At 61.3% G+C, this 25,067-nt stretch carries 20 protein-coding genes; 7 read left to right on the top strand and 13 right to left on the bottom strand.

Annotated elements, in window-relative coordinates; all coding sequences use genetic code 11:
- Positions 1–139 precede the first annotated feature (139 nt).
- From N554_RS0117275 to N554_RS0117255, 5 genes are read right to left on the bottom strand one after another with little or no spacing between them, the layout of a single operon-like run.
- Positions 140–1,153, bottom strand: coding sequence for an ABC transporter ATP-binding protein (locus N554_RS0117275; protein WP_051677532.1), 1,014 nt, complete (start codon positions 1,151–1,153; stop codon positions 140–142).
- Complete coding sequence (locus N554_RS0117270; protein WP_029584606.1) at positions 1,146–2,117, bottom strand: ABC transporter ATP-binding protein; 972 nt, start codon at positions 2,115–2,117, stop codon at positions 1,146–1,148. Before N554_RS0117270 ends, N554_RS0117275 begins: the two co-directional genes overlap by 8 nt.
- Before the next feature lie 14 nt (positions 2,118–2,131).
- Complete coding sequence (locus N554_RS0117265) at positions 2,132–3,838, bottom strand: ABC transporter substrate-binding protein (protein ID WP_029584605.1); 1,707 nt, start codon at positions 3,836–3,838, stop codon at positions 2,132–2,134.
- Between the two features lie 47 nt (positions 3,839–3,885).
- Positions 3,886–4,782 (bottom strand): ABC transporter permease, encoded by an 897-nt coding sequence (locus N554_RS0117260; RefSeq protein ID WP_081851293.1) that lies wholly within the window; start codon positions 4,780–4,782, stop codon positions 3,886–3,888.
- The gene (locus N554_RS0117255) at positions 4,782–5,738 is read right to left on the bottom strand and encodes an ABC transporter permease (RefSeq protein WP_029584603.1); all 957 of its coding nucleotides are present in this window, start codon (positions 5,736–5,738) and stop codon (positions 4,782–4,784) included. The genes N554_RS0117260 and N554_RS0117255 overlap by 1 nt, the downstream gene beginning before the upstream one ends.
- 222 nt (positions 5,739–5,960) lie before the next feature.
- Between N554_RS0117255 and N554_RS41500 the strand changes: the two genes are divergently transcribed.
- From N554_RS41500 to bioB, 3 genes are all read left to right on the top strand, one after another.
- Entirely contained in the window at positions 5,961–6,236 is a 276-nt protein-coding gene (locus N554_RS41500; RefSeq protein WP_210165380.1) for a hypothetical protein, read from the top strand.
- Positions 6,199–7,428, top strand: a complete 1,230-nt coding sequence (locus N554_RS0117250) for a CaiB/BaiF CoA transferase family protein (protein ID WP_029584602.1) — start codon at positions 6,199–6,201, stop codon at positions 7,426–7,428. Before N554_RS41500 ends, N554_RS0117250 begins: the two co-directional genes overlap by 38 nt.
- Positions 7,429–7,557: 129 nt before the next feature.
- Positions 7,558–8,565, top strand: a complete 1,008-nt coding sequence (gene bioB, locus N554_RS0117245) for a biotin synthase BioB (RefSeq protein WP_081851292.1) — start codon at positions 7,558–7,560, stop codon at positions 8,563–8,565.
- 2,492 nt (positions 8,566–11,057) lie between these two features.
- Here the strand turns inward: bioB and N554_RS0117220 are convergent.
- From N554_RS0117220 to N554_RS0117205, 3 genes are all read right to left on the bottom strand, one after another.
- A complete protein-coding gene (locus N554_RS0117220; RefSeq protein ID WP_029584598.1) occupies positions 11,058–11,669 on the bottom strand; it encodes a DUF5666 domain-containing protein in 612 nt (203 codons plus the stop codon).
- A gap of 403 nt (positions 11,670–12,072) precedes the next feature.
- Positions 12,073–13,434 carry an acyl-CoA dehydrogenase family protein gene (locus tag N554_RS0117210; RefSeq protein WP_029584596.1) on the bottom strand — a complete coding sequence of 454 codons (1,362 nt, stop codon included), beginning with the start codon at positions 13,432–13,434 and terminating at the stop codon, positions 12,073–12,075.
- Between the two features lie 574 nt (positions 13,435–14,008).
- Positions 14,009–14,674: a TetR/AcrR family transcriptional regulator gene (locus N554_RS0117205; RefSeq protein ID WP_029584595.1), complete on the bottom strand. Its 666-nt coding sequence runs from the start codon at positions 14,672–14,674 to the stop codon at positions 14,009–14,011.
- A gap of 239 nt (positions 14,675–14,913) precedes the next feature.
- Between N554_RS0117205 and N554_RS0117200 the strand changes: the two genes are divergently transcribed.
- The 4 genes from N554_RS0117200 (at position 14,914) to N554_RS0117185 (ending at position 19,933) form a co-directional block, all read left to right on the top strand.
- Positions 14,914–16,152, top strand: a complete 1,239-nt coding sequence (locus tag N554_RS0117200) for an acyl-CoA dehydrogenase family protein (protein WP_029584594.1) — start codon at positions 14,914–14,916, stop codon at positions 16,150–16,152.
- A gap of 48 nt (positions 16,153–16,200) precedes the next feature.
- A complete protein-coding gene (locus N554_RS0117195; protein WP_029584593.1) occupies positions 16,201–17,259 on the top strand; it encodes a phosphotransferase family protein in 1,059 nt (352 codons plus the stop codon).
- A 959-nt stretch (positions 17,260–18,218) separates the two neighbouring features.
- Positions 18,219–19,412, top strand: coding sequence for a calcium-binding protein (locus N554_RS0117190; RefSeq protein ID WP_029584592.1), 1,194 nt, complete (start codon positions 18,219–18,221; stop codon positions 19,410–19,412).
- Between the two features lie 128 nt (positions 19,413–19,540).
- Positions 19,541–19,933: a VOC family protein gene (locus tag N554_RS0117185; RefSeq protein WP_029584591.1), complete on the top strand. Its 393-nt coding sequence runs from the start codon at positions 19,541–19,543 to the stop codon at positions 19,931–19,933.
- A 242-nt stretch (positions 19,934–20,175) separates the two neighbouring features.
- On the opposite strand, the gene N554_RS0117180 is transcribed toward N554_RS0117185, so the two are convergent.
- The 5 genes from N554_RS0117180 to N554_RS0117155 all read right to left on the bottom strand — a co-directional run bounded on the left by N554_RS0117180 (position 20,176) and on the right by N554_RS0117155 (position 25,004).
- Positions 20,176–21,132, bottom strand: a complete 957-nt coding sequence (locus N554_RS0117180; protein WP_029584590.1) for an MBL fold metallo-hydrolase — start codon at positions 21,130–21,132, stop codon at positions 20,176–20,178.
- Between the two features lie 78 nt (positions 21,133–21,210).
- The gene (locus tag N554_RS0117175) at positions 21,211–22,416 is read right to left on the bottom strand and encodes an NAD(P)/FAD-dependent oxidoreductase (RefSeq protein ID WP_029584589.1); all 1,206 of its coding nucleotides are present in this window, start codon (positions 22,414–22,416) and stop codon (positions 21,211–21,213) included.
- A 511-nt stretch (positions 22,417–22,927) separates the two neighbouring features.
- Entirely contained in the window at positions 22,928–23,881 is a 954-nt protein-coding gene (locus N554_RS0117165) for a helix-turn-helix transcriptional regulator (protein WP_029584622.1), read from the bottom strand.
- A gap of 24 nt (positions 23,882–23,905) precedes the next feature.
- The gene (locus N554_RS35970) at positions 23,906–24,205 is read right to left on the bottom strand and encodes a hypothetical protein (RefSeq protein ID WP_081851290.1); all 300 of its coding nucleotides are present in this window, start codon (positions 24,203–24,205) and stop codon (positions 23,906–23,908) included.
- Between the two features lie 43 nt (positions 24,206–24,248).
- Positions 24,249–25,004 carry an SDR family oxidoreductase gene (locus tag N554_RS0117155; protein WP_029584587.1) on the bottom strand — a complete coding sequence of 252 codons (756 nt, stop codon included), beginning with the start codon at positions 25,002–25,004 and terminating at the stop codon, positions 24,249–24,251.
- Between the last annotated feature and the right edge of the window lie 63 nt (positions 25,005–25,067).

Here is a 25,067-nt window from a genome sequence, read left to right as displayed (position 1 = left end):
TTGACGACAAGCCGGTGCAAGCTCACTGTTTGGTGCCATAACCGCTCGCACCTCAACATCCGTCTCGCTCTGCGCGACGTGAGGACCTCAAGCCCAAAGCGATCTGACCACCCTCGCGACATGCGCATCGTCGAATTGTTCAGCTCGTATGCAGATGACACGCCACAGCCCGCTCCGGGCTGATCTTGCGCAAGAACGGCTGCTCGGTCTTGCAGACGGCCATGGCGCGGGGGCAGCGGGTGTGAAAGCTGCAGCCCGGCGGCGGCCGCAGCGCGCTCGGCACTTCGCCCGAGATGACGGCCCGGGGACGGCGGGCTTCGACTTCAGGATCGGCGACCGGTACGGCCGCCATCAGTGCTTCGGTATAGGGGTGCAGCGGATTGCGATAGAGATCGTCGCGATCGGCGATCTCCACGATGCGACCGAGATACATCACGGCGATCCGCGTCGAGATGTGACGGACCACGGCTAGGTCGTGCGCGATGAACAGGTAGGTCAGTCCGAGACGCTCCTGCAAATCCATGAATAGGTTGATGACCTGCGCCTGGATCGAGACGTCGAGCGCGGAAACCGGCTCGTCGGCGATCAAGAGGCTCGGCTCCAGTGCAAGCGACCGCGCGATGCCGATGCGCTGGCGCTGGCCGCCGGAGAACTCGTGCGGATAGCGATCTGCCATGTCCGGCAACAGCCCGACAGAAGCGATCAATGCTGCGACCTTCTCCCGCGTAGCTTTCTTGTCGCCATCGAGACCGTGCACGGCCAGCGGCTCGCCGACGATGCTGCGGATGGTCATCCGCGGGTTCAGCGAGCCATAGGGGTCCTGATAGACCATCTGCATGCGGCGGCGCACGGCGAGCAACTCTGCGCCCCTGTGCGGAGCGATATCCTGTCCCTCGAACACGATCCGGCCTGCGGTCGGCGTCAGCATGCGTAGCACCGCAAGGCCGGTAGTCGACTTGCCCGACCCGCTTTCGCCGACTAGCCCTAAGGTTTCGCCGCGCCGGATGGTAAAGGAAACGCCGTCGACCGCTTTGACGGTCGCAACCTTGCGCTGGATCACGATGCCCTTGGTGATCGGGAAATGAACCTTCAGATCCTCCACCCGGAGGATCGGCTCATCCGATAGCGTGGGGCCGGGCAGGGCGTCAGACATTGGCGAAACACGCCTTGGCGTGGCGGTCGGCCACTTGGATCAGTTCAGGCCGCTCTGTCCGGCATTGGGGAATGATCGACCGGCAGCGCGGGCCGAACGAGCAGCCGGGCGGCAGGCTGGCGAGGTCGGGCGGCTGGCCCTCGATTGGCATCAGGCGTCGGCCGCCGCCGCCATCGAGCCGGGGCACCGAGGCCATCAGGCCGAGCGTATAGGGGTGCTGCGGCCTGGCGTAGAGGTCGCGCGCCGGTGCGACCTCGACGATGCGTCCGCCATACATGACCGCGACGCGGTCGGCGTAGCGGGCGACGACGCCGAGATCATGCGTGATCAGGATCAGCGACGAGCCGGTCTCGCGCGTGACTTCCTTGAGCAAATCCAGGATCTGCGCCTGAACGGTGACGTCGAGCGCGGTGGTCGGCTCGTCGGCGATGATCAGCCGCGGCGCGCAGGCCAGCGCCATCGCGATCATGACGCGCTGGCGCATGCCGCCGGAATATTGGTGCGGATAGGAATTCAGCCGGCTGGCGGCGTCGGCAATGCGGACGCGACCGATGAGCTCGGTCGCGGCCTCGTAGGCTTTCGCCCATGGCGTTCCCCGGTGCACGTTGATCGGCTCCGCCACCTGGAGGCCGACGGTCAACGCCGGATTGAGTGACGACATCGGCTCCTGAAAGATCATGGCGATCTTGTTGCCGCGTACGGCGCGAATACCGGGATCGTCGAGTTTGACGAGATTGACACCGTCAAACAGGATCTCGCCGCTTTCAATTCGGCCCGGCGGGTTCGGGATCAGGCGCAGCACCGACAAAGCGGTGACGCTCTTGCCGGATCCGGACTCGCCGACGATCGCAAGCGTTTCGCCGGGGGCGACTTGAAACGACACGCCGTCGACCGCGGCCACGGTTCCGCGCTCGGTGCGGAACCGCGTCGTCAGGTTGTTGACCTCGAGCAGCGGTCGCGTCATTGCGGCGCGCCCACTCAGTGGCCGAGCTTTTTCTTGAGGTCCTGATCGACCCAGATCCGGGCGTAGATCGGTCCCGGACGTACCGCGCCGGCGCGCAATTCGCCGCCATAATTCTTCACCCAGGGCCACCAGGCCGTGAAGATGTAGGGCGTCGGGAGCCACACATAGGGGGCCTTGTCCAGAATCTCGCGCGTCATCTCCTTCAGCATGGCCTGGCGCTTGGTCTCATCCTGCTCGAGATAGACGGTGTCCATTTTCTTGTCGTATTCGGGATCGTTCCATTGCGACGGATTCCAGACCTGGCCACGGACAAAGCTCTTGCGGATGGTCGTGGTCGGATTGGTATGCCCATTGTTCATGAGATAGCCCGGCGCATTGGTCTTGGTGGTCATGGCTGAAAGGAACGCACCGTATTCCAGGGTTTGAATGTCCAGCTTGACGCCGACCTGTTCAAAATAGGCTGCCAGCAGCGGTACCAGGTCGATATGATCGGGCTGGCAGGCGCATACCTGCACCTTGAAGGTAAAGCCCTTCGGCACGCCGGCCTCGGCGAGCAGCTTCTTCGCCTTCTCGGGGTTGTAGGTGAAGAGTTCTTTGATGGAGTCCGGCATCGCCTCGAGCGGCTCGAAATAGCCGAGGTAATCAGGATGCTGCGGGTAGGCGAACATCTCGGCATTGCCGCCGTAGTATTCCTTGACGATTTCCTGCTTGTTGACAGCGAGATTGAGGGCGCGCCGGACGCGAACGTCGTCGAACGGCTTGGTATCGACGCGCAGGGCCAGGAACTGGCCATTCATCGAGAGCCACTTCGACCATTGCAATTGCGGAGCGCTCTTCTTCAACTCGTCGACCGCCGACCAGCGGATGTTTTCGAGGATGTCGAGCTTGCCGGTTCGCAGCGCGGTGAGGTAGGTCGCCTCGTCCTTTATGGTGCGATAGACGATCTTGTCGACCAGCGGGAGCTTGGTCTCGACGCCATTGATCTTCTCGGTGCCCCAGTAATTGGGGTTCTTGACATAGGTGTTGGAATTTCCCTGGACGAAATCGCCGAGCAGGAAGGGGCCGGTGCCGTTGACGTTCTTCCAGTTGCCGGCGCCGGCGTCGGCGACTTCTTTCGGTATGATGGCGGAGTAGTAGCCATAACCGAAGCGATAATCCCACTCGGCGTTGTAGTTCTTGAAGGTGAATACCACCGTATGCTTGTCGGTGGCTTCGACCTTGTCGAGGTGATCAAAATAGCCGGAGATCTTCTTCGGGCTCTTGTCGAGACGGTTATACGCAAACACCACGTCGTCAGCGACCAATTCGCGTGCCGCCATTACGCCAGGCTTGTCCGGAAACATCACGTTCTTGCGGAGGTTGATCTCGAGCCGCAGCGGATTTTGCTTCCAGGTCCAGGTCTCGGCGAGTTCGCCCTTGATGGCGTCGGAAGGAAGCCAGGCGTCGGCATAGAACGGATGCTTGCCGCCCAGCCTTTTGGATTTGGAGAGGTCCGCGACGAAGAGCTGTTCGTAGACCGAGCCGGTATCGTGGTTATGCTTCCAGTTCCAGTCGGCGGAATCGAACGACAGTGCCGAGAGCGTGACATAGACGGTGCCGATTTCCAGCGTACCGCCGGCCTTCGGCGGCGCTTCCGATTGGGCGAATGCAGGAGCTGCGAGCGACAGCATGACGGCGACTGACGCGGTGGCCAGACGCAAAGCGGCGCGAGAATGATACATGACTTCACTTCCTCCGAGGCTATTTTTGAAGACGTTTATTTTCGAACTTATCTCGATCCGCGCATGCGCGGATCGAGCAGATCGCGCAGCGCGTCTCCGAACACGTTGGTGGCGTAGACGACGACAGTCAGGCAAAGGCCCGGCGCGAGCGCCAGCCAGGGCCCCTGAAACATGAAGGTGCGGCCGGAGCCCGACAGCATGCCGCCCCAGGTCGGGGTCGGGGGCGGAACGCCAAGGCCGAGAAACGAGAGGCTGGATTCAGCGAGGATCACGGTACCAATGCGTGTCGTGAACAGCACAATGATCGGCGGCATGATATTCGGCAGGATATGCCGCCACAGAATGCGGCCTGTCGAGGCGCCGATCGACTGCGCGGCGTGCACATACATGTTCTCGCGCACCGAAACCACGGCGGAGCGGATAATGCGCGAGCCGGCAATGCCGAGCAGGAGGCCGAGTGTGCCGATGATCTGCGGCAGGCCGGGACCCAGAACGGAAACCACCACCAGCAGGATGATGAGATCGGGAAAGCTCATCCAGGCATCCACGAAGCGCTGGGTCACGAGGTCGATCTTGCCGCCGAGGTAGCCGGTCAGGATGCCGATCACGATGGAGACGATAGTTGCCAATGACGCGGCGGCAAACGCAATGATCACCGAAATCTGCGCGCCATAGAGGCAGCGCGAGAGCATGTCACGGCCGAGATTGTCGGTTCCGAAGGGATAGGCCCAGGACGGCGCCAGCAGGCGATTGCGTGGGCTGATCTGGTTCATGCCATAGGGTGCCAGCACATCCGCGAAGATTCCGCACAGCAGGAACAGGACGAAGATCACGCCGCCTGCGGCGCCGAGAGGCTTCTCGCGGAACAGGCGAACGACGAAGTGGATGACGCCGCTGCGTTCCGTACGGGCAGACGTAGCGGGGATATCGATCGCCAGCGTCATCAGCGATATCTCACCTTGGGATCGAGCAGGCCATAACTCAGATCGACGGCGAGATTGATCAGCATTACGCAAAAGCCGATCACGAGGCTGACCCCTGTGATGATCGGATAGTCACGCTGGCTGATGGCGTCGAGCAGCAACAGCCCCATGCCGGGAATGACGAAGATCTGCTCGACGATGACGGCGCCACCGATCAGGATCGGCGCCTGCAGACCTATCAGTGTGACCACCGGGATCAGCGCGTTGCGCAGCGCGTGCCTGACGACAACGAGGTTTTCAGACAGGCCTTTGGCCCAGGCGGTGCGGATATAATCCTGCCGCAGCACCTCCAGCATCATGGTGCGCGTCAGGCGCATGGTTATCGCGGAGAGCGCGGTGCCCAGGATCACCGCCGGCAGGATCATTTGCTTCAGGTTCTGCAGTGGATCTTCCGTAAACGCGACGAATTTCACCTGCGGCGACCAGCCCCACCAGATCGAGGGGAACACCATCACCATGGTGCCCATCCAGAAGCTCGGCACCGCCAGCATCAGGATCGAGAACGAGCGGGTGAGATAGTCGCCGGCGGTGTCCTGCCGGATCGCCGAATAGATCCCGATCGGAATTGCGATGATCAGCGCTACGATCAGCGCCATGAAGCCGAGCTGGAACGTGACCGGCAGCCGCGCGCCCAACAGCTCCCGCACCGGGGTGTTCTGCCAAAGCGAGCGGCCAAAATCGCCGTGCAGCAGAATGCCGCCGATCCAGTGAAAATATTGCTGCCACATCGGGCGGTCCAGACCGAGCGCACCGACAAGTTGGTCACGCGATAGCTTGTCGGCGCCGACGTCGTTCTGGGCGAGCATCATGTCGATGATGTTGCCCGGCACCAGTCTTACAATGACGAAAACAATCAGGCTGGCGAAGAACAGCGCTGGGATAAGCGCCAGAAGTCGCCGTGCCAGATAGGCCTGCATGAGTCGTGTCCTGCCCTCGCTCTTTTGGCAGCAAGAGTGAACCTCACCTGAAACGGCTGCAAGTATTATCGCATGCCGCCGCTGCGACCTTTTCGCGATCGGGCGACAGAGAAATCTGCGTGCGCACTGTAACATTCCGTGTCACGGAAACAGCGCGCCTCTGCTGTGGCACTCAACGTCACCCCAAGTGGGGCCTCGACTTAGCGTAATCGATGGAGAGCCATGCTGAGCTGTTCCGCTGGCTTTTCTGGTATTTGGAACGACCGCTTTCTGGCGCAAAGCGGCCAAAGCGGGTTCCGTGCACAAGCAAGAACGCGCTTTAGCCGCACCGCACGCCGCAAATGGATGGCCTCATACCATGAGCGCAATGCTCTGCCGCCGAAAATAGTGTATCGGCAGATTTGGTTCAGCGCCGGCGAGTTTTCCTGCGCCACAGACCAAATTTCGGAGGAAAATCTGAATGTCGGGTTTGCCACTTTCAGGCGTCAAAATTCTTGATCTGACGCGGGTGCTCGCGGGGCCGCTGTCGGCGCAGATGTTGGCCGATCTCGGCGCTGAGGTCATCAAGATCGAACGGCCGGGTGGCGGCGACGATGCGCGCGCCTTCGGGCCGCCTTATCTCGTCGATCCCGAGGGCAAGGAGAATAATAACAACTCGTTCTATCTGTGCGCCAACCGAGGCAAGAAATCGGTCACGGTCGATCTCGCAAAACCGCAAGGTCAGGAGATCATCCGCGAACTGGCGAAGTCTTGCGATATCATGATGGAGAATTTCAAGGTCGGCGATCTCAAGCGCTACAAGCTCGATTACGAATCGATCCGCGCCGTCAATCCCGGCATCATTTATTGTTCGGTGACCGGCTTCGGCCAGACCGGACCTTACGCGCCGCGCGCCGGTTATGATGCGATCTTTCAGGCGATGGGCGGCTTGATGAGCGTCACCGGCCATATGGACGGCGAATCCGGTGCCGGCCCAATGAAGGTTGGCCCCAGCATTGTCGACTACATGACCGGCATGAACACCTCGATCGGGATTCTGGCTGCGCTTTATCATCGCAGGGCAAATGGCGGGGCGGGCCAGCATATCGACGTCTGCCTGCTCGACACCGTGATCGCCTCGCTGTCGCATTACGCGCAAATTTACCTCGTCAACGGCAACACCCCGCCGCGGCGCGGCACCTGGGGCAATGGCGGCATGCCGGCGGGCGCGTTTCGATGCACCGACGGCGAGTTGATGCTGGTGGTCGGCAACGACGCGCAGTTCGCGCGGACCTGCGCCGTTCTCGGGCGTCCGGAACTCGCGGCCGACCCGAAATTCATCAAGAACAACGACCGGGTCGTTCACGGCAAGGAGATCATGGCGATCTTCGCGGAGCTCTTCTTGAAGAAGCCTGTGGCCTATTGGCTGGAAGAATTGGAGAAAGCCGGCGTGCCCTGCGGGCCAATCAACGATTTCGCGCAGGTCTTTGCCGACAGGCATGTGCGCGAGCGCGGCATGGAGATAAAGGTGAACCATCCCTTCGAGCCGGCGCTGTCGCTGATCCGCAATCCCATCACCTTTTCCGAGACGCCGGTGAAGGATTATCGCGCGCCGCCATTGCTGGGTGAGAACACCAGGGAAGTGCTGGCGTCGAAGCTTGGCTACGACGATGCAAGGCTGGATGCGCTGAAAAAGCAGGGCATCATCTAGCAGGGAAGCGGCGCGGGTCGTTTGACTATCGCCCGTGTGGCTGCGGCAAGATATTGCGACGGAGCCGGCGATCGGGCATAGCCTGCATCGATCGGCTGGGGCGCCGTCTGGAATTCCTCAGGAGAGAATATGACGCTCGCATTGCGCTCAAACGAAACCGCATCGGTGACGCCGATACCCCGCGACATTTGCCGGGAATGGAGGAGGGAGGAGGCGCTGGCGCTTTATGAGGCGCCCTTCAATGATCTGCTGTTTCAGGCGCAGACTGTCCACCGCAAGCATTTCGATGCCAACAAGGTGCAGCTCAGCCGGCTGCTCAGCATCAAGACCGGAGGTTGCCCGGAGGATTGCGGATACTGCAGCCAGTCGAGCCATCATGATTCCGGCTTGAAGGCTTCGCGGCTGATGGAGGTGGAGCGCGTAGTCGCCGAGGCGCGCAAGGCTCGCGACGCTGGTGCGACCCGCTATTGCATGGGCGCGGCATGGCGCGGCCCCAAGGATCGCGACATGGATGCCGTCGTCGCCATGGTAGAGGGCGTCAAGGCGCTCGGCATGGAGACCTGCATGACGCTGGGCATGCTCGACACCAGGCAGGCGGCGCGCCTGGCGGAGGCCGGCCTGGATTACTACAACCACAACATCGATACGTCCGAGCGCCATTACGGCCGGATCATTTCCACGCACAGCTTTGCGGACCGCCTGGAGACCCTCGCCAATGTCAGGGAATCCGGCATGAAAGTATGTTGCGGCGGCATCGTCGGCATGGGCGAAGAGGCGATCGACCGCGTCGATATGCTGGTGACGCTGGCCAACCTGCCGGATCATCCCGAGAGTGTGCCGATCAACATGCTGATCCCGATGGCCGGCACGCCGCTCGCGAAGATCGAACCAATCGACCCGATCGCCTTTGTGCGCACCATCGCGCTCGCCCGCATCATGATGCCGAAATCCTATGTCCGCCTCTCAGCGGGCCGCACCGCGATGAGCGACGAGATGCAGGCATTGTGCTTTTTTGCCGGCGCCAATTCTATCTTCGTCGGAGACACGCTGTTGACGGCCGGCAATCCCGGCGAAGATCACGATGCGGCGCTGTTCCGTCGTCTTGGTATCGAAGCGATGGAGCCGGGTACGATGTGAGCAAAGCTGCGGCATTGATTGATACGAAGCGACCCTCCCGAAAGGCGCGCCGCAGTTAGGTCGGCAGCTTCGATCAGTTCGCGTCCCGCGCGCTACCAGTTTGGCGGGCGCCTTGCCTTGCGCCTCAGTTCCCGTCAGCGCCATCACCGACACCGCGGCCTGCGCCCAAGTGCCCATCGAACGGCGATCCCGTTAGAATGATTGAGCCCCCGTCCAGCTGGTCGACCAATGTCGCTAGGTAGCCGCCGGGCGGGGGGAGCCACGTTCCCACCACTCGCGAGGCGCGCAGGAGGTGATCCTAAACCGAAGTATCCTCGTCTCAAACAAATGTAGGGCACTGATGAACGTCGGTGCAATAGTCCGGTCCGTCTCTCTGTGATTGGTTGTAGTTCGACGGCGTTATGCCGTTCGAACTGGGATCGTGGAGGCGAAATGCTGAGCAAAGAATATTTGGACACGGCACGGACCATACTCCGGGCGGCCCAAACAATGACGGACCAACACGTTGCGAATCAGCTTAAGGCGCTTGCTGAGGACTATGAGCGGCGAGCCGAGAAGGCCGCACACGCTGATGCGGCCAAGGCATTGGCTCGGTCAGCTGCTCGCGAATGTGAGCGCAGGGTGGGGTAACGGATCGCGAAACTTGCCTGGAGGTGTAGCATGAGGCGGCGTTGGTTTGCGCTGATCAGCTTTACCGCCCTGCTTTTCCCCTCCTATCCTTGCCGGCGACCACAGTACTAGCCTCTGCGTCGTCCGTTCGCGTTTGCCCGCACGGTTGGGTCAGGACATGTAACGGTCGCTTATGTGTACACTTGACCGGCGGGTTAATTCGTCCACAACACCTCTCAAGCAGGGGAGGAAGCACTCTCATGAACGTCATCATCCAGAAGCTTAACGGCTTGTGGCACCTCATCGTCGGGTCGTGTCAGATACGGACTCCGTTCTTGGAGACAGAGGACCGGGCGCTGGCCGTTGCGTACGCCCGCCAAGATCCTCGAACGTGACTGACGGTCAAGAGGGGAACGGGGCAGCACTCACGCAGGTGAAGTGTGCTGCGCCGCGAGTTCAGCCCTCGGACCCATGAGGCGCCGTGGGATCAATGACAAAAAGCCAGCGCAGTCTAGTCATTGGCAGCGCCAATCCTAGTGGTGCTGCACGGCGCCGCAAAGCCCGCTGTATTCGGCGCCAGGAACGCTACCACGTCTCGCGAGCGCATTTGGGGTGGCCGAGTCCGCCGCTCCCGAGTCCTCCGCTGCTATGTCTAGTTCCCAATAGGTAAGGCCGTTGAGCCTCCAGACTTGGACGGATCGTTGTAGCTAGGTGTGTCGTCGTAGCGAACCGCAGGCGGAGGCGCTGCGTAGGCCCAGCCCGGAACGGCGTAGCCCGGGAACCCTTGGCTAGGACGAACGATGACATGATGTCGCGGGATAGTGTGATGCACAGTCGCGGCGCTTGCAGAAGCACACAAGATCATCAACAGGCTTAGGGCCAAAAAAGAGCGCATCGCATTTGCTCCAATCAACTTGCCGGGCGGCGAACGGTCCCTGCACGCGGCGGGCTGGAAAAATGGGTTCGGGCGGCCGTTTCCCCAGGGGCCATCGGCCTCACGTTCGTTCAAATCGGCAAGAGCATGCGCGCATGTCCAAGGGGCCGCGCCTCCGATATCCGCTTCGGGTCGTGTGTCACGAGCATCGCCATGCCAGAATCCGGCAGGCAAAGACTCACCAAACACGAAATATCGTTCGCGTTCCGCTTTGTTGCAGGAGCGCGCGAGCAAGCTGGCCTCCGGCAGCGGTGAGCTGACCACTCGCGTCGAGCCAGCCATGATCGGTTGCGAGGCGTGACACCTCATCCACGTTGCCACCGCCAGACAGCATCTGCGTAAACCCCAAAACGACACTCAAATCATCTGGGGCGGCTACATCCTTACGATCGAGAGGCTTTTGCACGAATTTCCTCATCCACCTGCGGTCCGAGACATCCGCCGCTTCATGACAAGGCGGCCATTCCTGTTAGCTGGTAACGGAACAAGCTATAAAGTTGCGGCCATCGCCACTGGCACATTCGGCGTGCGTTCGACGCCGGTGACATAATGACTGCTAGATCGGTTCGCGAACGCAGGCGCTAATGCCATTGCAGTTTCATGACTGTCGGCTTTGTTCGCGGACATTGTTTAGATAGGAGACAACCGCACCGTCGCCATTAAAACTTTCGTTAAGCGCGATAGAAAGCACCAAGCTGTGCGGCGGATTGGCATTACCAGCGCGCTCATCGGCATCGTCCTTTTCTGTGCTAATGCCACAGCAATCGGCTGCTTCGATTGCTGTCTTCGAAGTTTCCCATTAGCGATTGGGGAGTCGGTCGGCCATATGTGGCTGGGCCAAGATCGATGACCACTATTGGCTCCGCTTAGAAGGCGGAAGTCGCGCCGTATTGCTCGATCAATTCGCCGGCAATCGCAGGCAGCTTCGATTGTATCGATGGCGCCGTATTCACATCGGCGGCGTCAATCCATCCTTGCCATACGTGATGCGTGGAGCTTGCAAGGTTCCATCAGACTGCTTTTTCGCAGCGACAAAGATCTTGGTCCCCGGTTTAAGGTCGCTCCTGTCACCAGTGACATAGGTGACGATCGCGGTGTCGGGGGTTACAAGAATCTTCTTTTCTCCACCCTTGTACTTGACGGAAAGCATCTGTCCATCAACCCCGGCGACAGTCTTCTCAACATTGGCATTGGTCATTTTGCTCTGCGGCTTGAGGTCCCAATCATAGTGACCTTCGCCTGTTCCCCGCATCGATTCCGGGAAGATGTGTACCTCGATCGCCCTTTGGCTGCCGTCTGCTTGCGTCATTCCCGTTGAGCCGACGAACATGCCGGGCTTGATGTCGGCCAACGTCGATTTCACGATTGCTACAAAGAGCGGATTGTCGGTGAGGCTCAGCTTCACCTCCGCACCGTCGCGAGTCTTGACCACGAAAACAGGCCCTTCGATACGTTCTATCGTACCCCGTATGCGAACGGTTTCCTGTGCCGATACAGGCAATGCGGCGCAGACCAGGGCGAAGCTTGCGGCTGCGAACGCGCGCCGTATCAAGTTTTGCATAGTGATCCTCCCTGTGTCGCGATCACTGGCGGTAGTCTGATAACCCCAAATTAGGAGGACATGTTTCCTGTCCAATCGGTGAAACCAATGACCGTCCTTTTGAGCTTCGGTGCCCTCAGGAAATGGGTTCTTTCGCCTCTGGGCGCCATTTCCGAATTGGGTCAATCGCGTCATTTTGACCGGGCAGCGCAGCAAGCAACTCGTACGATGCGAGCCTCCGACGGGGGGTCCGCTATGAACCGTAACGCGCGGCGGACCTCGTCGACGATCTTGGCAATCGCTTGCGCCCAGCTGTTTGATCGATGGCCGGCCGCTGCCGTCAGGAGCGCCGACGGCACCGGCCCCTCGCTGGGTCTCGGCCTTCGCTCGACCCGCGTATAGTCTGCCCGCTCCGGACTGCGCACTAGGCCGCCGCTTTGTGCGGCTCCGGAGGCCTCCCCGTTTCGACCAGGTTCGGGGACGTGTCCAATCCTTCCATATCCTTCGAGAAGATCATCGCCTTGTTGTCGACAAAGGCGCGCGGGTCGAATGAATCATGGGCCATCACGCCATGAATCTTACGACGCTGCATGCCGATGTTGCCGGCGTCGTAGATCGGGAAGCACAGGGCCTCACGCATATATTTCTCGAGCGGATGGCTCCTATCGTAGCTGTTGACGCCCATGATGCGCATGCACGTGTATACGACCTCGACACAGGTCTCCCCGCCGAAAATCTTCGACCAAGCGCCTGGGACATGGCCCTCGCTGTCATAGAGATCGAGGTATTGGGCCGATTTCCAGGAGAGATAGCGCGCAGCCTCGATCTTCATAGCCACATCCGACAGCAGATAACCCACATGCTGATGTTGCATGATCGGCTGTGCACCACCTGCCGTGTTACCCTTGGCCCATTCGAGGGTATATTCGTAGGCGGCTCTGGCGACACCGACTGCGGCGATCGCCGCGACCGGGCCCGACCATGTGAAAGCCTTGCTGATGACGAGGTCGCCGTTGCCTTTCGTGCCGGAAATAACGTTCTCTTCGGGAACGCGCACGTTGTCGAACACGAGCGAATTGTTCTGACAGAGGCGATGGCCCATCGTGTCGATGACCTTCTCGACGCGGAAGCCCGGCGTACCTCTCGGCACGAGGATTGCGCTCAGACCCTCCTTGCCGCCCTTCGTCTTGTCCGTCCTGACGATGCATACGTTGACGTCGGCGCCCTGTTTGTCCCACCCGCCGGCATTGCACGGCCAGTATTTGCGTCCATTCAGCACGTACTCGCCGTTTATCAGTTCGGCGGTGAGACCGATGCCTGTGGGCGACGGCTGTGGTGCATCGAAATTTGCGGTGCCGCCGGGACGGCCCGCTGCCTCGCTCACCACCCAGCCAGCAAGATACTCTCCCTTCGCGTCCGTGCAGGCCGGCCGAAGCCACTTCTCCTTTTCGGCATCGGTGCCGAACCAGGCGACGTTCATAAGGCCCAAACCATTGACCAGGAGCGTCGTCGCGAAGCCCGGGTCGACGGCGCAGATCTCCTCGGCGACCAGCTGGAGGTCGAGGTTGCTGACGCTGCCGCCACCGTACTCCTTGGGAAGGAATCCCATGGCGAACCCACGCTTATAAGACTCGACATAAGCCGGTTTGGTCTTGGCGAAGGCCTCATGCGGGTCGCGCGCTGCATCTGCATCGGGAACGAGCGGCGCGAGCACGTTCTGCGCGAAGTCACGCGCGGCCTCCTGCAGATTCCGCTGTTCTGTCGTCAGCCTGAAATCGATGGCCATTGCTGCGTCTCCCTCAATGATGGTCCGAGGGCAGCGCGCAAGTTCGACGAGTGACGGTGCGCGCCATTGCCGATGGCTCTCGCGCTTCCCCTCAAGCAATTAAGTTACCACGAACCGCGACGGTCGCGCTAGACTCACCGAGAGAACGAATGATCACTAACAAGAGAACGCCAATCGAAACCTGAGCAAGCCGCAGGTTCGACGGACGAACCATGGTTCAGACGAGCGACAGAAAGACCATGACGATCCCAGGCGCAGCCACGTTCCATGCAAGGAAGCGGAACTGAAAGATCCCTGCTGCGTACAACGCAAGATAGGCGACACGAGCCCTTCACACCTCCGTCAGGCACGCGGCATTCCCCACGCCCTTTGTTGGACGAAGAGTCATGCACAGCTTGGGCGCATCGCGCCGCGAGATCGCGGACCCGCACCTGAAATTGTTTGGGCTGTTTGACAATTGAAACCGTAGCAATTCGCTGAGTACCAACGCGCCACGCCATCGCCTGCGAAAGCAGGCTACACTATTCCGAAGCGTCAGCGATGGAATCGAAGCCGCACAAACTCCACGACTAACCTAGCGCGCGCGTTGCGCGCCGACCTTTTCGGCGATTTTGGTTTCGCCACCCGTCAGCGCCATCACCGACACCGCGACGACGCGGTCGATGACCCCCTCGACATCGTTGAGGTCGCAAGAGCCCTCCGACAGTTTGGTCAGCCGCTCGCTGTCGCGGATGGTCTGGTGCGCCATCGCGAGCGCGAAATGAAGTCCCCAATAGAGATCGACCTCGCTGCGACCGGGCAGCGAGCGCTTCATCGCGGCGGCGAATTTGCGCAAATGATCGATCTCGCGGTTCTTGATCCGGCGGATCGGCGGCACCGATTCAATCGAGGCGCGGATCATGAAACGCGCCGCGGTCGAGCGCTCGCGCTCGGGGCCGAGGCAGCCGCGCAGCGTCGGTCCCACCAGGGCGCGTAGAATAGCATCGATGCTGGCACGTCCGCCGCCGGCTTCTTCAGCCAACTTCAATTCGTTGAGCCGCTCGCGGTTGGTCGCGAGGCTGCGGGTGACGAACAATTCCGCGATCAGTTCGTCCTTGGAGCCGAAGTGATAGTTCACGGCTGCGAGGTTCACATCCGCTGCGGCGACGATGTCGCGCAGCGTGACGTCGCCGAAGCCGCGATCGGCATAAAGCCGCTCGGCGGCGCTGAGGATCGCGGTTCTCGTGTGATCCGACGCCATGTCATGGGCCTATGCGGAAAAGTCTGGGCGTTGCAATTCAAACAATTGTATGAAACTATCGTTTTAGACCGGGGAATGTCAATGCGCGCTGTCGCACGGCGTTCCCAGCCAACCAGCCGGCCCTCGTCGCAGCCGCTCTATCGGCGGCAAGAACAGTCTCAAGAATAGTCTTGCGGACGAGGGGCGGCGGGGAGACAGTGTCGATAAACATTTCAAGCCAAGAATGTGAGGAACACCCAATGGACTTCAACATGTCTGACCGTCAGCGCGAATGGCTCAATCGTGTGCAGTCGTTCATGCACAAGCATGTCCGGCCCGCCGTGCCGATCTACCGGCAGCAGGACGAAGCGGGCGAGCGCTGGAAGGTGATCCCGATCGTCGAGGATTTGAAGAAGAAGGCGCGCGCCGAAGGCTTGTGGAACATGTTCATGCCGCCGTCGGCGCATGAGGACGACGAATTCCGTGGCGCGGGATTGAGCAATCTGGAATACGCGCCGCTTGCCGAAGAGATGGGCCACATCGGCTGGGCCTCGGAAGTGTTCAACTGTTCCGCGCCGGACACCGGCAACATGGAAGTGCTGATGCGCTACGGCACCAAGGAGCACAAGAAGAAGTGGCTGCGGCCGCTGATGGAGGGCGAAATCCGCTCGGCGTTCCTGATGACCGAGCCGGCGGTGGCTTCCTCCGACGCCACCAACATCGAAACCCGTATCGAGCGCGACGGCGATCATTACGTCGTCAACGGCCGCAAATGGTGGTCGTCAGGCGTCGGCGACCCCCGTTGCAAGATTGCGATCGTGATGGGCAAGACCGATCCGAAAGCACCGCGCCATCAGCAGCAATCCCAGATCCTGGTGCCGCTCGACACCAAGGGCATCACGGTCGAGAAACTGCTGCCGGTGTTCGGCTTCGACGACGCGCCGCACGGCCACGCCCAGGTGTTGATGGAGAACGTCCGCGTTCCCGCCAGCAATATTCTGCTCGGCGAGGGCAGGGGCTTTGAGATCGCGCAGGGACGGCTTGGTCCCGGCCGCATCCATCACTGCATGCGCACCATCGGCAAGGCCGAGGAAGCGCTGGAGAAAATGGTGAAGCGGCTGTCATCGCGCACCGCCTTCGGCAAGAAGATCATCGAGTATTCGATCTGGGAACAGCGGATCGCCGAGGCTCGCACGGACATCGAGATGAACCGGCTGCTGTGTCTCAAGGCCGCCGACATGATGGACAAGGTCGGCAACAAGACCGCGCAGCTCGAGATCGCCATGATCAAGGTGGCGGCGCCCAACATGGCGCTGAAGATCATCGACAACGCCATTCAGGCGTTCGGCGCCGCCGGCGTCTCCGATGATGCCGGTCTTGCGCGGGATTATGCCTCGATGCGCACGATGCGCCTGGCGGACGGCCCGGACGAGGTCCATAACCGCGCCATTGCCAGACTTGAACTTCGGAAGTATGCAAACGCTCCCGCTACGCACTAACGGGAGCTTCCGGTTGGCGCTCCCCAAGTAACCCCAGGGAGCGTCACCGTGGCCGAGGGCGTCAGAAAAGACGAAGAGTTTTCGGGAACCAAGCCCGTCGAGGAACGGCATCGGATCGATGAAGCGCGCATCGACGGCTGGATGCGCGACAACGTCGAAGGCTATCAGGGACCGCTGACCGTCCTGCAATTCAAGGGCGGCCAGTCAAACCCGACCTACCGGCTCGATACGCCGGGGCGATCCTATGTGATGCGCCGTAAGCCGTTTGGAAAACTGCTGCCGTCTGCGCACGCGGTCGATCGCGAATTCCGCGTCATTGCCGCGCTCGGCAAGCAGGACTTTCCGGTCGCCAAAGCCTATGCTTTGTGCACCGACGACACGGTGATCGGTGCCGCCTTCTACATCATGTCGATGGAGGAGGGCCGGGTGTTCTGGGATCCGATGCTTCCCACCCAGTCGCCGGAGGCGCGGCGCAGGATTTTCACCAGCAAGATCGAGACGCTCGCGAAATTGCATGCCTACGATCCGCAGGCGATCGGGCTCGGCGATTTCGGCAAGCCGGGAAATTATTTCGCGCGTCAGGTCGATCGCTGGACCAAGCAGTATCGTGCGTCGGAGACCCAGTACATTCCCGAAATGGAAAAGCTGATCGAGTGGCTGCCGAAAACGGTGCCGCAGCAGGAGCGCGTCTCGATCGTGCACGGCGACTATCGCCTCGACAACATGATTTTCCATGCCAGCGAGCCGCGGGTGATTGCGGTGCTCGACTGGGAGCTGTCGACGCTCGGTGATCCCATGGCGGATTTCACCTATCTCCTGATGCAATGGACCATGCCCGGTCTGGCGGGTGCCGATCTCAAGGCGCTGAATATCCCGAGCATGGAAGAAGCCGCGCAAATCTATTGCAACATCACCCGCAGCGCCGCTCCCGATCTGAACTGGTATTTTGCCTATAACCTGTTCCGGCTCGCCGGCATCACCCAAGGAATCGCAGGACGCATTCGCGACGGCACAGCGGCGAGCGCCAAGGCCATGGAATCGGCCAAGCGCACCGTGCCGCTGTCGAAGGCTTCCTGGGAATACGCCCAGAAGGCGGGAGCGGCGTGACAGCGGATCGTTTTTCGCGCCGGGTGCAGCGTCAGTCTGCGAGCTTGGCTCGTTTACCGCAAGCAAACACAACTGCCGGGTAGGTCAGTTTGATCTGGCAGGTCCCGCCCTGGAAACGGGCGGTCCCCAGGGGCATATTGGCGAAATGCGAACAAGACTTTCAATCCTGCTGTCGGCGGCCCTTGTTGCGGCTGCAGTTCTATTGATCTTCCGGGCCGAGCTACACGCGCGCGGCCCGCAATGTGGCTTCTGGGGCAGCATGGAAGAGGGAATGTCCTGCCGATGAAAGAAGCACCCGAAGCGCCAGGACTCTAACCAGCTCGCCAAGTCGATCATCGAGGGCTCGCTCAGAGCAGGCGACCTGGCAGACGCTGGCAATCTCGGTGCGCACCTCGAGCCAGTTTGTTGCCGCTCACCAGTGCAGGAACGTGCGCCGCGCCGTTGTTGCGCTTCGGTCGATCCGCCATCGTCCCCACATCCGTCACGCATCGTCTCCAACCGTTGCCATGCCAGCACCGATCACGCGGCATCAAACGTTTTTGCAGATCGCGATCGCGCGGTCCCGGCACTTATCTATGCTTCCAGAGGGACCCCGAAAACGATGAGGGGAGTAGCGGGCGGTCACTCCCTGCGCATTACGGAACGGCATTGACCTCGACGCGACCGCGTCACCACGACGGACGCGGGCCGCCCTTCGAACAGCCCGTCACTGCGCCGATCGGAAATATGATCACGTGATGAAGTGCGAGGATCAAAGATCAGGTGCGAGCCCGGCGTCTGTTCATTTCGCAACACTGGGACCACCGTAAGATTACGGTCTCGCAATCAAATCCAGTCCGCAGCAAATTTCCGCCATCAACCCGAAGTAGATTTGATCCCAAGCGTGGCCACAACGCGTCTCGCAAGGACCCTCCACTGTTTTCAGGCCCCGCGACTGAAATGAAATGGAGTGCTGCGCCATGCGCCATATGCCAAACGACACAATCACGGTCACCCTTCCTGACTTTGGCCAATCCATGACCGTGGTCGGCGACCCCGGTTTCCCAATCGGTGCCTGGGGTGGGAACGATACACTGACGGCAACCATCCTTAGCGTTAACGCGTTCGTGACTCTCGTTGGCGAAGACACGACCATGCATGGCGATTCCCACGGAGGAAACGACAGTCTCGTGGCGAACGTTGATTTCCCCTTTAGTGGTGCCACCGTTATCGGTGACGCCCAATTCATGTTCGACAATGCCACGGGCGGCAATGACACGCTCTATGCGGAGGACAGGGGCCATTTCCGCTCGAATATTGCTATTTACGGAGATGCCGGAAGCGACATGTCGGGCGACACAAGAGGCGGCAATGATAGTCTTACGGGGGTGACCGGGGGTAGAGCGTTTGACAACGTGTTCAGCGGGGATGCCGGCGGTTCCATGACCGACAACGCGCTCGGTGGTAACGACACGCTTAGCGTTACCGAAACCGGACTGGAGAGCGTAGCGAGGCTAAGCGGGGATGCCGTTGGTCCCATGACCGATAATGCGCGTGGCGGGAACGACAATCTCTCCCTGACTGTAAGTGGCGATATGCAAATAGCAGGTGGGAGTCTGTCGGGGGATTCGCTTACGTCGTTGACCGACAATGCGCATGGCGGGAATGACATTCTCACCGTCGTTGCTGGTGGCGAGCCGAGCATTTTTGGCACTAGCGTGATCGGTGATGCCGCAAGCATGTCAGGCAGTGCACACGGCGGGAACGACGTCCTCAATGGAGGGGCGCTCACCGATTCCCTTTACGGCGATGCGCAGAGCTACGCTCCCTCCGCACCTGGCTCCATTACCGGCGGCAAGGATATCCTGAACGGTGGGGGCGGAAATGATCGGCTTTGGGGCGGACCGAACAACGACACTTTCGTCTTCAAGACCGGCTCCGGCATCGACGTGATCAACGACTTCGATCAAGGCAATCTGGCCGTAGGCAGCACGGCACCAGAGCACGATGTGATCAACGTGCATGATTACGGGTTCGCAAGCTGGGCGGCCCTGTCCAGCCTCATCAGCGATGATAGCTCTGGGAATGCCGTGATCCAGCTGACGGCCAACGATACCATCACGTTGAATGGGGTGCACACGGCGGCCCTCCATTCTACGGACTTCATAGTCTGAGGGTGCCCGTAAGTTGCTCGTCGTAGTTATTCCTCTGGACGACGCGGCAGTGGGGACGGCTTGAGGACCTTCAATCGCCGGATCCGCCTGCCGCGTTCGAGTAGCAACGTTTTGGTGCAGAGGAACCTATGAAGCGCACGTGGACCATCATTGGCGTAGCTGACGTGCCACAGAGCTTCAACTGGTACCAGTCGCTACTTGGCCTGCCGGAGACGGCACCTGCCCACGACCACTTCGGGCAAATCGTCGACCAGTCGGATGGAACGGTCTTGCTCTGTCTGCACAAGTGGGGTGCGCACGAGCATCCCTCGTTGAGAAGTCCCGACCGCGCCAAGCCTGGCAACGGCCTCCTCTTGTTCATCCGGGTCGACAACTTCGACGCAGCTTTGACAAGAGCGCGCGCGCTTGTCAGCCGGCTCGAAGAAGATCCACACGTAAATCCCAACACTGGAACTACGGAGTTTTCGCTCCGCGATCCTGACGGATATTACGTCACCATCAGTGCGCTCAATCCGGCCTAACTACTCCATCGAGCCAGCAGGCTGTCTCTCTAAGAGCAGAATGTGGAACGTTCGAGGATGTCCGTTGGGTCATTCGCGGCCGGGCACCCGAAGCGCCCGACTGCGCGGTCCAGCCGCCATCGACGGAGATTGCGGTGCCAGCGATTTTGGGTGAGCGGGCCGCGCTCCGGCGCTGGAAACGCGGCCCGTATCGGATGAAGCGCTTAGTACGCGCCCTAGTTCGGCCCTAACCCGACAAGCGGTCAGTAGTCCCAGAAGGCCGGTACCCAACGAAAGGCGTCGCCGTCGACCGCCACCCGGCCGACGGACGGGAATGGCAGGTGAGTGGCCACCAGCATCTCGCCGGTCTCAGCCAGCTCCCGCAAAAGACGGACCCGAACGCGCGCCGCCTCCTCGGGGTCGTGCTCGAAGCCGTTGTGCCAGTCGGGTTGGTCGAACCCGACCGCGAACACGGCGTCGCCGGCGAACGTCAGCCCGTCGCCGCCGGACGCCAGGCGGACCACGCTGTGCCCGGGGGTGTGGCCGCCGGTGCGATGGACGACCACCCCCGGCGCCACCTCGTACTCCTCCTCGAACGGCCGCAGATGGCTGCGGTACACTTTCATGAACCGCTTGGCGGCCGACCGAAGCGCGTCCGGGAACCCCGGCGGCATGGAGGTGTGGGAGAAATCGGGCGACTCCCAGAATTTGACCTCGGCGGCCGCCACGTGGATCCGCAGGTCCGGACGCAGCCGGTCCTTCACCCCGTCGACGAGCAGCCCGCCAATGTGGTCCATGTGCATGTGGGTAAGCACCACGTCGGTCACGGACGCAAGATCGATGCCGGCGGCCTCCAGTCGCTTGATCAACTGCCCGGCCCGCGGCAAGTGCAAGTCCGGGTCGAACCCTAGCCCAGCGTCGATGAGTATGGTCTGGCCGCCGCTACGTACCACGACCACGTTCAGCGGCCAGTCGAAAGCGTCCGGCGGCAGGAACATGTCGTCCAGCCAGGCCGCCCGGACGGCCGGGTCGGCGTTGTGTGCCAACATTGCGGTTGGGAGCGGTAGCACGCCATCGCTGACGACCAGAACGTCAATGTCGCCGACCCGCACCGCGTAGCGCGACGGAACCAATTCGTCGGACCCCGATCTGACGGGGTGTGAGGTGATGTCTAGGCTCATGTTTGTCTCCTGCTGAGTGTTGTGGATCATCCGATTCATCTTTGAAAACTCCTGCGCTCGATTTTGGTGGGGGGCGCGCTTCCCGCGTGGGAAGCGCGGCCAATGCTGGTGAGGTGTTCAGAGATCGGTGACATGCTCCGGATCAGCCGACGCCAGCGCAGCGGCGCGCTCGGCCTTCGGCGGATAGATCCAGACGGTGTTGATCTCCTGCTTCGTCTTCTTGGCGACGTCGCCGACCATCTCCACCTTGCGCTCCCAGCCGCGCGTGAACAGCGCGCCGGCTTCGCCGAGATCGAGACAGGTGACGTAGGCCTTCTGGTGATACGGCTTGGTCGGCACGCCGAGCAGCTCGGCGGCGGCATTGTTGCCGGCGAAGGCGCCCATCCGCGTGGCGTGCTGGCACGACATCAGCGCGTAGTTGCCGACATCGTCGCTTGCCGCGCGAGCGGCATCGCCGGTGGCGAACACGCCAGGCACCGAGGGCACACGCAAATCCCGGTCGACGAGCAACCGGCCAAAGTTGTCGCGCTCGGCGGGGATCTGCTGGGTCAACGGAGCGGCGCGAATGCCGGCTGCCCAGATCACGGTCTCGGTTTCGATGTGTTCGCCATTGGAAAGCGTGATGCCGGATTTATCGAGCGACGCGACGCCGGCGCCGAGCCGGGTCTCGACACCGAGCTTGAGCAGGGCGTTCTCGATGACGGGGCGGGGGCCTTCGCCCATATCGGGGGCGATCGTGCTGTTCCTGTCGACGATGATGACGCGCGGCGTGGCATCCTTGCCGAGGATTTTGCGGAGCCGCGCGGGCATCTCCGTCGCCGCCTCGATGCCGGTGAACCCGCCGCCGGCAACCACAACCGTGTCGCGCCCGTTCATTGCGGGCCGATCGGCAAGGCCGTGCAAGTGCTTGTCGAGGGCGATCGCATCGCTGAGGTCGTCGACGCTAAAACCGTGCTCGGCGAGGCCGGGAATATTCGGACGAAACAGCCGGCTGCCGGTGGCCACGACCAACCGATCGTAGGACAGTGTCTTTCGCGCACCCTTGGCGGCGACGACGTCCACGGTACGAGACTTGGCGTCGATCGTCTCGGCGCTGCCTTGCACATAGACAACGTCGATAGCCTTGAGGACATCCAGCAGAGGAGCCGTCAGGGTCTCGGGCTTCGGTTCGTAGAGCCGCGGGCGAACCACCAGCGTCGGCTCTGGGGCAACCAGCGCGATCTCGAACTCCTCGGGCGAAACGCCCTGGATGTCGCGCAGGCGGGCAGCGGAAAGTGCGGCGTACATGCCGGCGAAGCCGGCGCCTATGATGACGAGTCGCATGTGATCTACTCCTGTGTTTTGATTTTCTCGGAAATCCGCGCGTTGCCGCCGCCAGTGGAATCGCCGACGTGAATAACGTTGCGAAGTTCGAGGGGATTGGTCCTTTGAGCGGAATGCGTTGGAATTTCCGTTCCGCCGTCTGCTGGCGAAGTGAAGTGAACGATCACTGAAATCGCGTACACGATTGCGGCAGGGAGGACTTTCCGTCGTGATGTGAATGCAAGCTGGCTGATGAAACTCTTCCAGACCATCGTTTGTCTCCGTCGGTTGTTGTCGTGGGCACAGCGATGATCTAGCGAACCAGTTCTGCAACTGCCCCAGAGCGATTGACCTGGTTGCAGAGCGATTGCTGTTAACGTGCGTGCCGTCGCCAATTGCTTGGGGTTTCGCCGTGGCGAGCCGGCGTGCGCAGCCAGGAGGCGCGTGGCCAGGAGATCTGCGAGCTGCTGCCTGAACAGGGCGCCCAGGGCCTCGCTCCAGAGCGATTGACGTGCTTGTAGAGCGATTGCTGCTAACGCACGCGTCGTCGCCAATCGCTCGGGGTTTCGCCGGTCAGCCGCCTGAACGCCGCGGCGAAGGCGGTCTGGGAGGCATAGCCAAGCGCCGCTGCGACCGACACGACGGATGCGTCAGTGTCGCGCAGCATTTGCATGGCCTGCTCGAGGCGGTACTGGCGCAGCCAGGCATGAGGCGAAAGCCCGGTGCTTTCCTTGAAGGCTCGGCAGAAGTGGAAGCGCGACAGGCCGGCATCCGAAGCGAGCGCAGCGAGGGAGACGTCCGCATCGCTGTCCGAGCGCAGGCGTTCGATGGCGCGGAGCAGGACCTTCGGCGACAGCCCACCCATGGTCGGCTGGAACGTGGTTGGCGAGCCGGTGTGCGCAGCCAGGAGGCGCGTGGCCAGGAGGTCTGTCAGCTGATGCCTGAACAGCGTATCCAGGGCCCCGTTGCCCTCCATGGCGTCGGCCGCGGTCAAGAGCAATCGGGATGTAATGGGGTCGGGATGCGCCGTTCGCTCCAGGAGATTGGTCGGTGTGGCGGTGTCGGCTTCGCGGGCAACGCGCTCGAGCATTGTGTGCGGAAGATAGAGCTGAACGACATCAACAGGTTTCGGAATATCCCATCGGGAGCTTGATCCTTCCGGAATGATTATCACAACCCCGGGACGAAACGTCCCAATCGCAACCGATCTTCCTGACCGCCGCTCCATGCGCTGCATCGAACCGTTGTAAGCCATGATGACGTGATGGGTCATGGGCTCGACGACGTCGTGCAATGGTTCATGTTTCCAGTGGGCGATCGCGCCGCCGGACGGATCCAAAGCCATGCGAAGCGGTGCGGTCCTAAGCACCCGTGCCATCTCCACATCGGCAGGACGCCCATCGGCAGTCGGCACGTTGCCTTGGCGCACCTCAGACGCGGCTGGCGGATCCTCCTGCGAAGGATCGCGCAAGATCGGCTTACTCATGGATCTAAACTCCAACTGGGGTAGCTATGTCAGTCCGAGGCCGCCGTCGGCCGCGAATAGGGCGTGACCGGCTAGCCAGACCGAGGGCGTGGCCCAAAGCAGAATACGCAAATGCGGTCGTGCGGCGCCGAGCAAGAATGCGCCGCCGAGCAACAGGAAGATCAACCCAATGTCGCGCACGAAATGCTGGTTAAAAGAGCCTGTCGTGGTCACGCCTGGCACCGCGAGGTACCAACTCTCTGGCGCGATAAGCATGAAAGCACCGTTGGCTATCGCGGCGATGCCGAGCAGCACGGCCAAGGTAAGATAGAATGAGTTCGGCATTGTTGGTTCTCAGAAGATCAAGCAAAGTTGGGGCGCAGTGCGGCTAACCTTGCGCCGTAGAACCGCTCAGCCAGTCCTCGAATCGGATGGCCCCCAAACGCGGACGGTCACCTGGAGTGAGGGATTTGTCGTCGAGCGGTGCGCCGAAGTACCGGGCGTGAATGTCCGCTATCACCTGACGTCGATCTGCTTTCGCCGCCAGATACTGCCGCGCAATCGCGTCGAGGGGGATCTTCTCAGGCCCGGCAATCTCGATAGTACCGTTTGCCGGCGGGGCAACCGCGATGTCGGCCAGAGCGGCAGCGACGTCATCGGAAGCGACGGGTTGGAAAAGCGCGGGCGACAGGCGAAAGGTATCGCCATCCGTGGCCGACTGAACAATGGCGCCGACGAACTCGAAAAACTGCGTCGACTGCAGGATCGTGTACGGAATCCTGGAAGCCTTGATGAGATTTTCCTGCGCCACCTTGGCGCGAAGGTAGCCGCTATCTGGATTCCGCTCGGTGCCGACGACAGACAGGGCGACATGATGCCCTACGCCCGCGGCGGCCTCGGCAGCCAGCAGGTTGCGGCCCGATTTCTCGAAGAACTCCAACACCGCCTTGTCCTCGAACGACGGCGAATTCGCCACGTCGACGACAACCTTGGCGCCCGAAAGAGCTTCGGCCAGTCCCTCACGCGTTATTGTGTTGACGCCTGAGGCAGGCGATGCCGCTACGACCTCATGTCCCTTCTGGCGAAGTCTGCTGACGAGGTTCGTTCCGATGAGGCCGCTGCCTCCAATAACGACGATCCTCATGGCTGCTCCTTTTTTCACCAGGCAATCTGGCTGGTGTTTAAGAGAATGCCTGCAAATCCGCCG

It is taken from the genome of Bradyrhizobium sp. URHD0069, from assembly GCF_000701345.1.
Taxonomy (GTDB): domain Bacteria; phylum Pseudomonadota; class Alphaproteobacteria; order Rhizobiales; family Xanthobacteraceae; genus Bradyrhizobium.
The sequence above is the reverse complement of the archived record's forward strand: the minus strand, read 5'-3'. Positions and strand labels throughout refer to the sequence as shown.

Coding starts and splice junctions, on each gene's coding strand:
- N554_RS0117275 (WP_051677532.1), bottom strand. CDS start 1,153: ATGTCTGACGCCCTGCCCGGCCCCACGCTATCGGATGAGCCGATCCTC.
- N554_RS0117270 (WP_029584606.1), bottom strand. CDS start 2,117: ATGACGCGACCGCTGCTCGAGGTCAACAACCTGACGACGCGGTTCCGC.
- N554_RS0117265 (WP_029584605.1), bottom strand. CDS start 3,838: ATGTATCATTCTCGCGCCGCTTTGCGTCTGGCCACCGCGTCAGTCGCC.
- N554_RS0117260 (WP_081851293.1), bottom strand. CDS start 4,782: ATGACGCTGGCGATCGATATCCCCGCTACGTCTGCCCGTACGGAACGC.
- N554_RS0117255 (WP_029584603.1), bottom strand. CDS start 5,738: ATGCAGGCCTATCTGGCACGGCGACTTCTGGCGCTTATCCCAGCGCTG.
- N554_RS41500 (WP_210165380.1), top strand. CDS start 5,961: ATGCTGAGCTGTTCCGCTGGCTTTTCTGGTATTTGGAACGACCGCTTT.
- N554_RS0117250 (WP_029584602.1), top strand. CDS start 6,199: ATGTCGGGTTTGCCACTTTCAGGCGTCAAAATTCTTGATCTGACGCGG.
- bioB (WP_081851292.1), top strand. CDS start 7,558: ATGACGCTCGCATTGCGCTCAAACGAAACCGCATCGGTGACGCCGATA.
- N554_RS0117220 (WP_029584598.1), bottom strand. CDS start 11,669: ATGCAAAACTTGATACGGCGCGCGTTCGCAGCCGCAAGCTTCGCCCTG.
- N554_RS0117210 (WP_029584596.1), bottom strand. CDS start 13,434: ATGGCCATCGATTTCAGGCTGACGACAGAACAGCGGAATCTGCAGGAG.
- N554_RS0117205 (WP_029584595.1), bottom strand. CDS start 14,674: ATGGCGTCGGATCACACGAGAACCGCGATCCTCAGCGCCGCCGAGCGG.
- N554_RS0117200 (WP_029584594.1), top strand. CDS start 14,914: ATGGACTTCAACATGTCTGACCGTCAGCGCGAATGGCTCAATCGTGTG.
- N554_RS0117190 (WP_029584592.1), top strand. CDS start 18,219: ATGCGCCATATGCCAAACGACACAATCACGGTCACCCTTCCTGACTTT.
- N554_RS0117185 (WP_029584591.1), top strand. CDS start 19,541: ATGAAGCGCACGTGGACCATCATTGGCGTAGCTGACGTGCCACAGAGC.
- N554_RS0117180 (WP_029584590.1), bottom strand. CDS start 21,132: ATGAATCGGATGATCCACAACACTCAGCAGGAGACAAACATGAGCCTA.
- N554_RS0117175 (WP_029584589.1), bottom strand. CDS start 22,416: ATGCGACTCGTCATCATAGGCGCCGGCTTCGCCGGCATGTACGCCGCA.
- N554_RS0117165 (WP_029584622.1), bottom strand. CDS start 23,881: ATGAGTAAGCCGATCTTGCGCGATCCTTCGCAGGAGGATCCGCCAGCC.
- N554_RS35970 (WP_081851290.1), bottom strand. CDS start 24,205: ATGCCGAACTCATTCTATCTTACCTTGGCCGTGCTGCTCGGCATCGCC.
- N554_RS0117155 (WP_029584587.1), bottom strand. CDS start 25,004: ATGAGGATCGTCGTTATTGGAGGCAGCGGCCTCATCGGAACGAACCTC.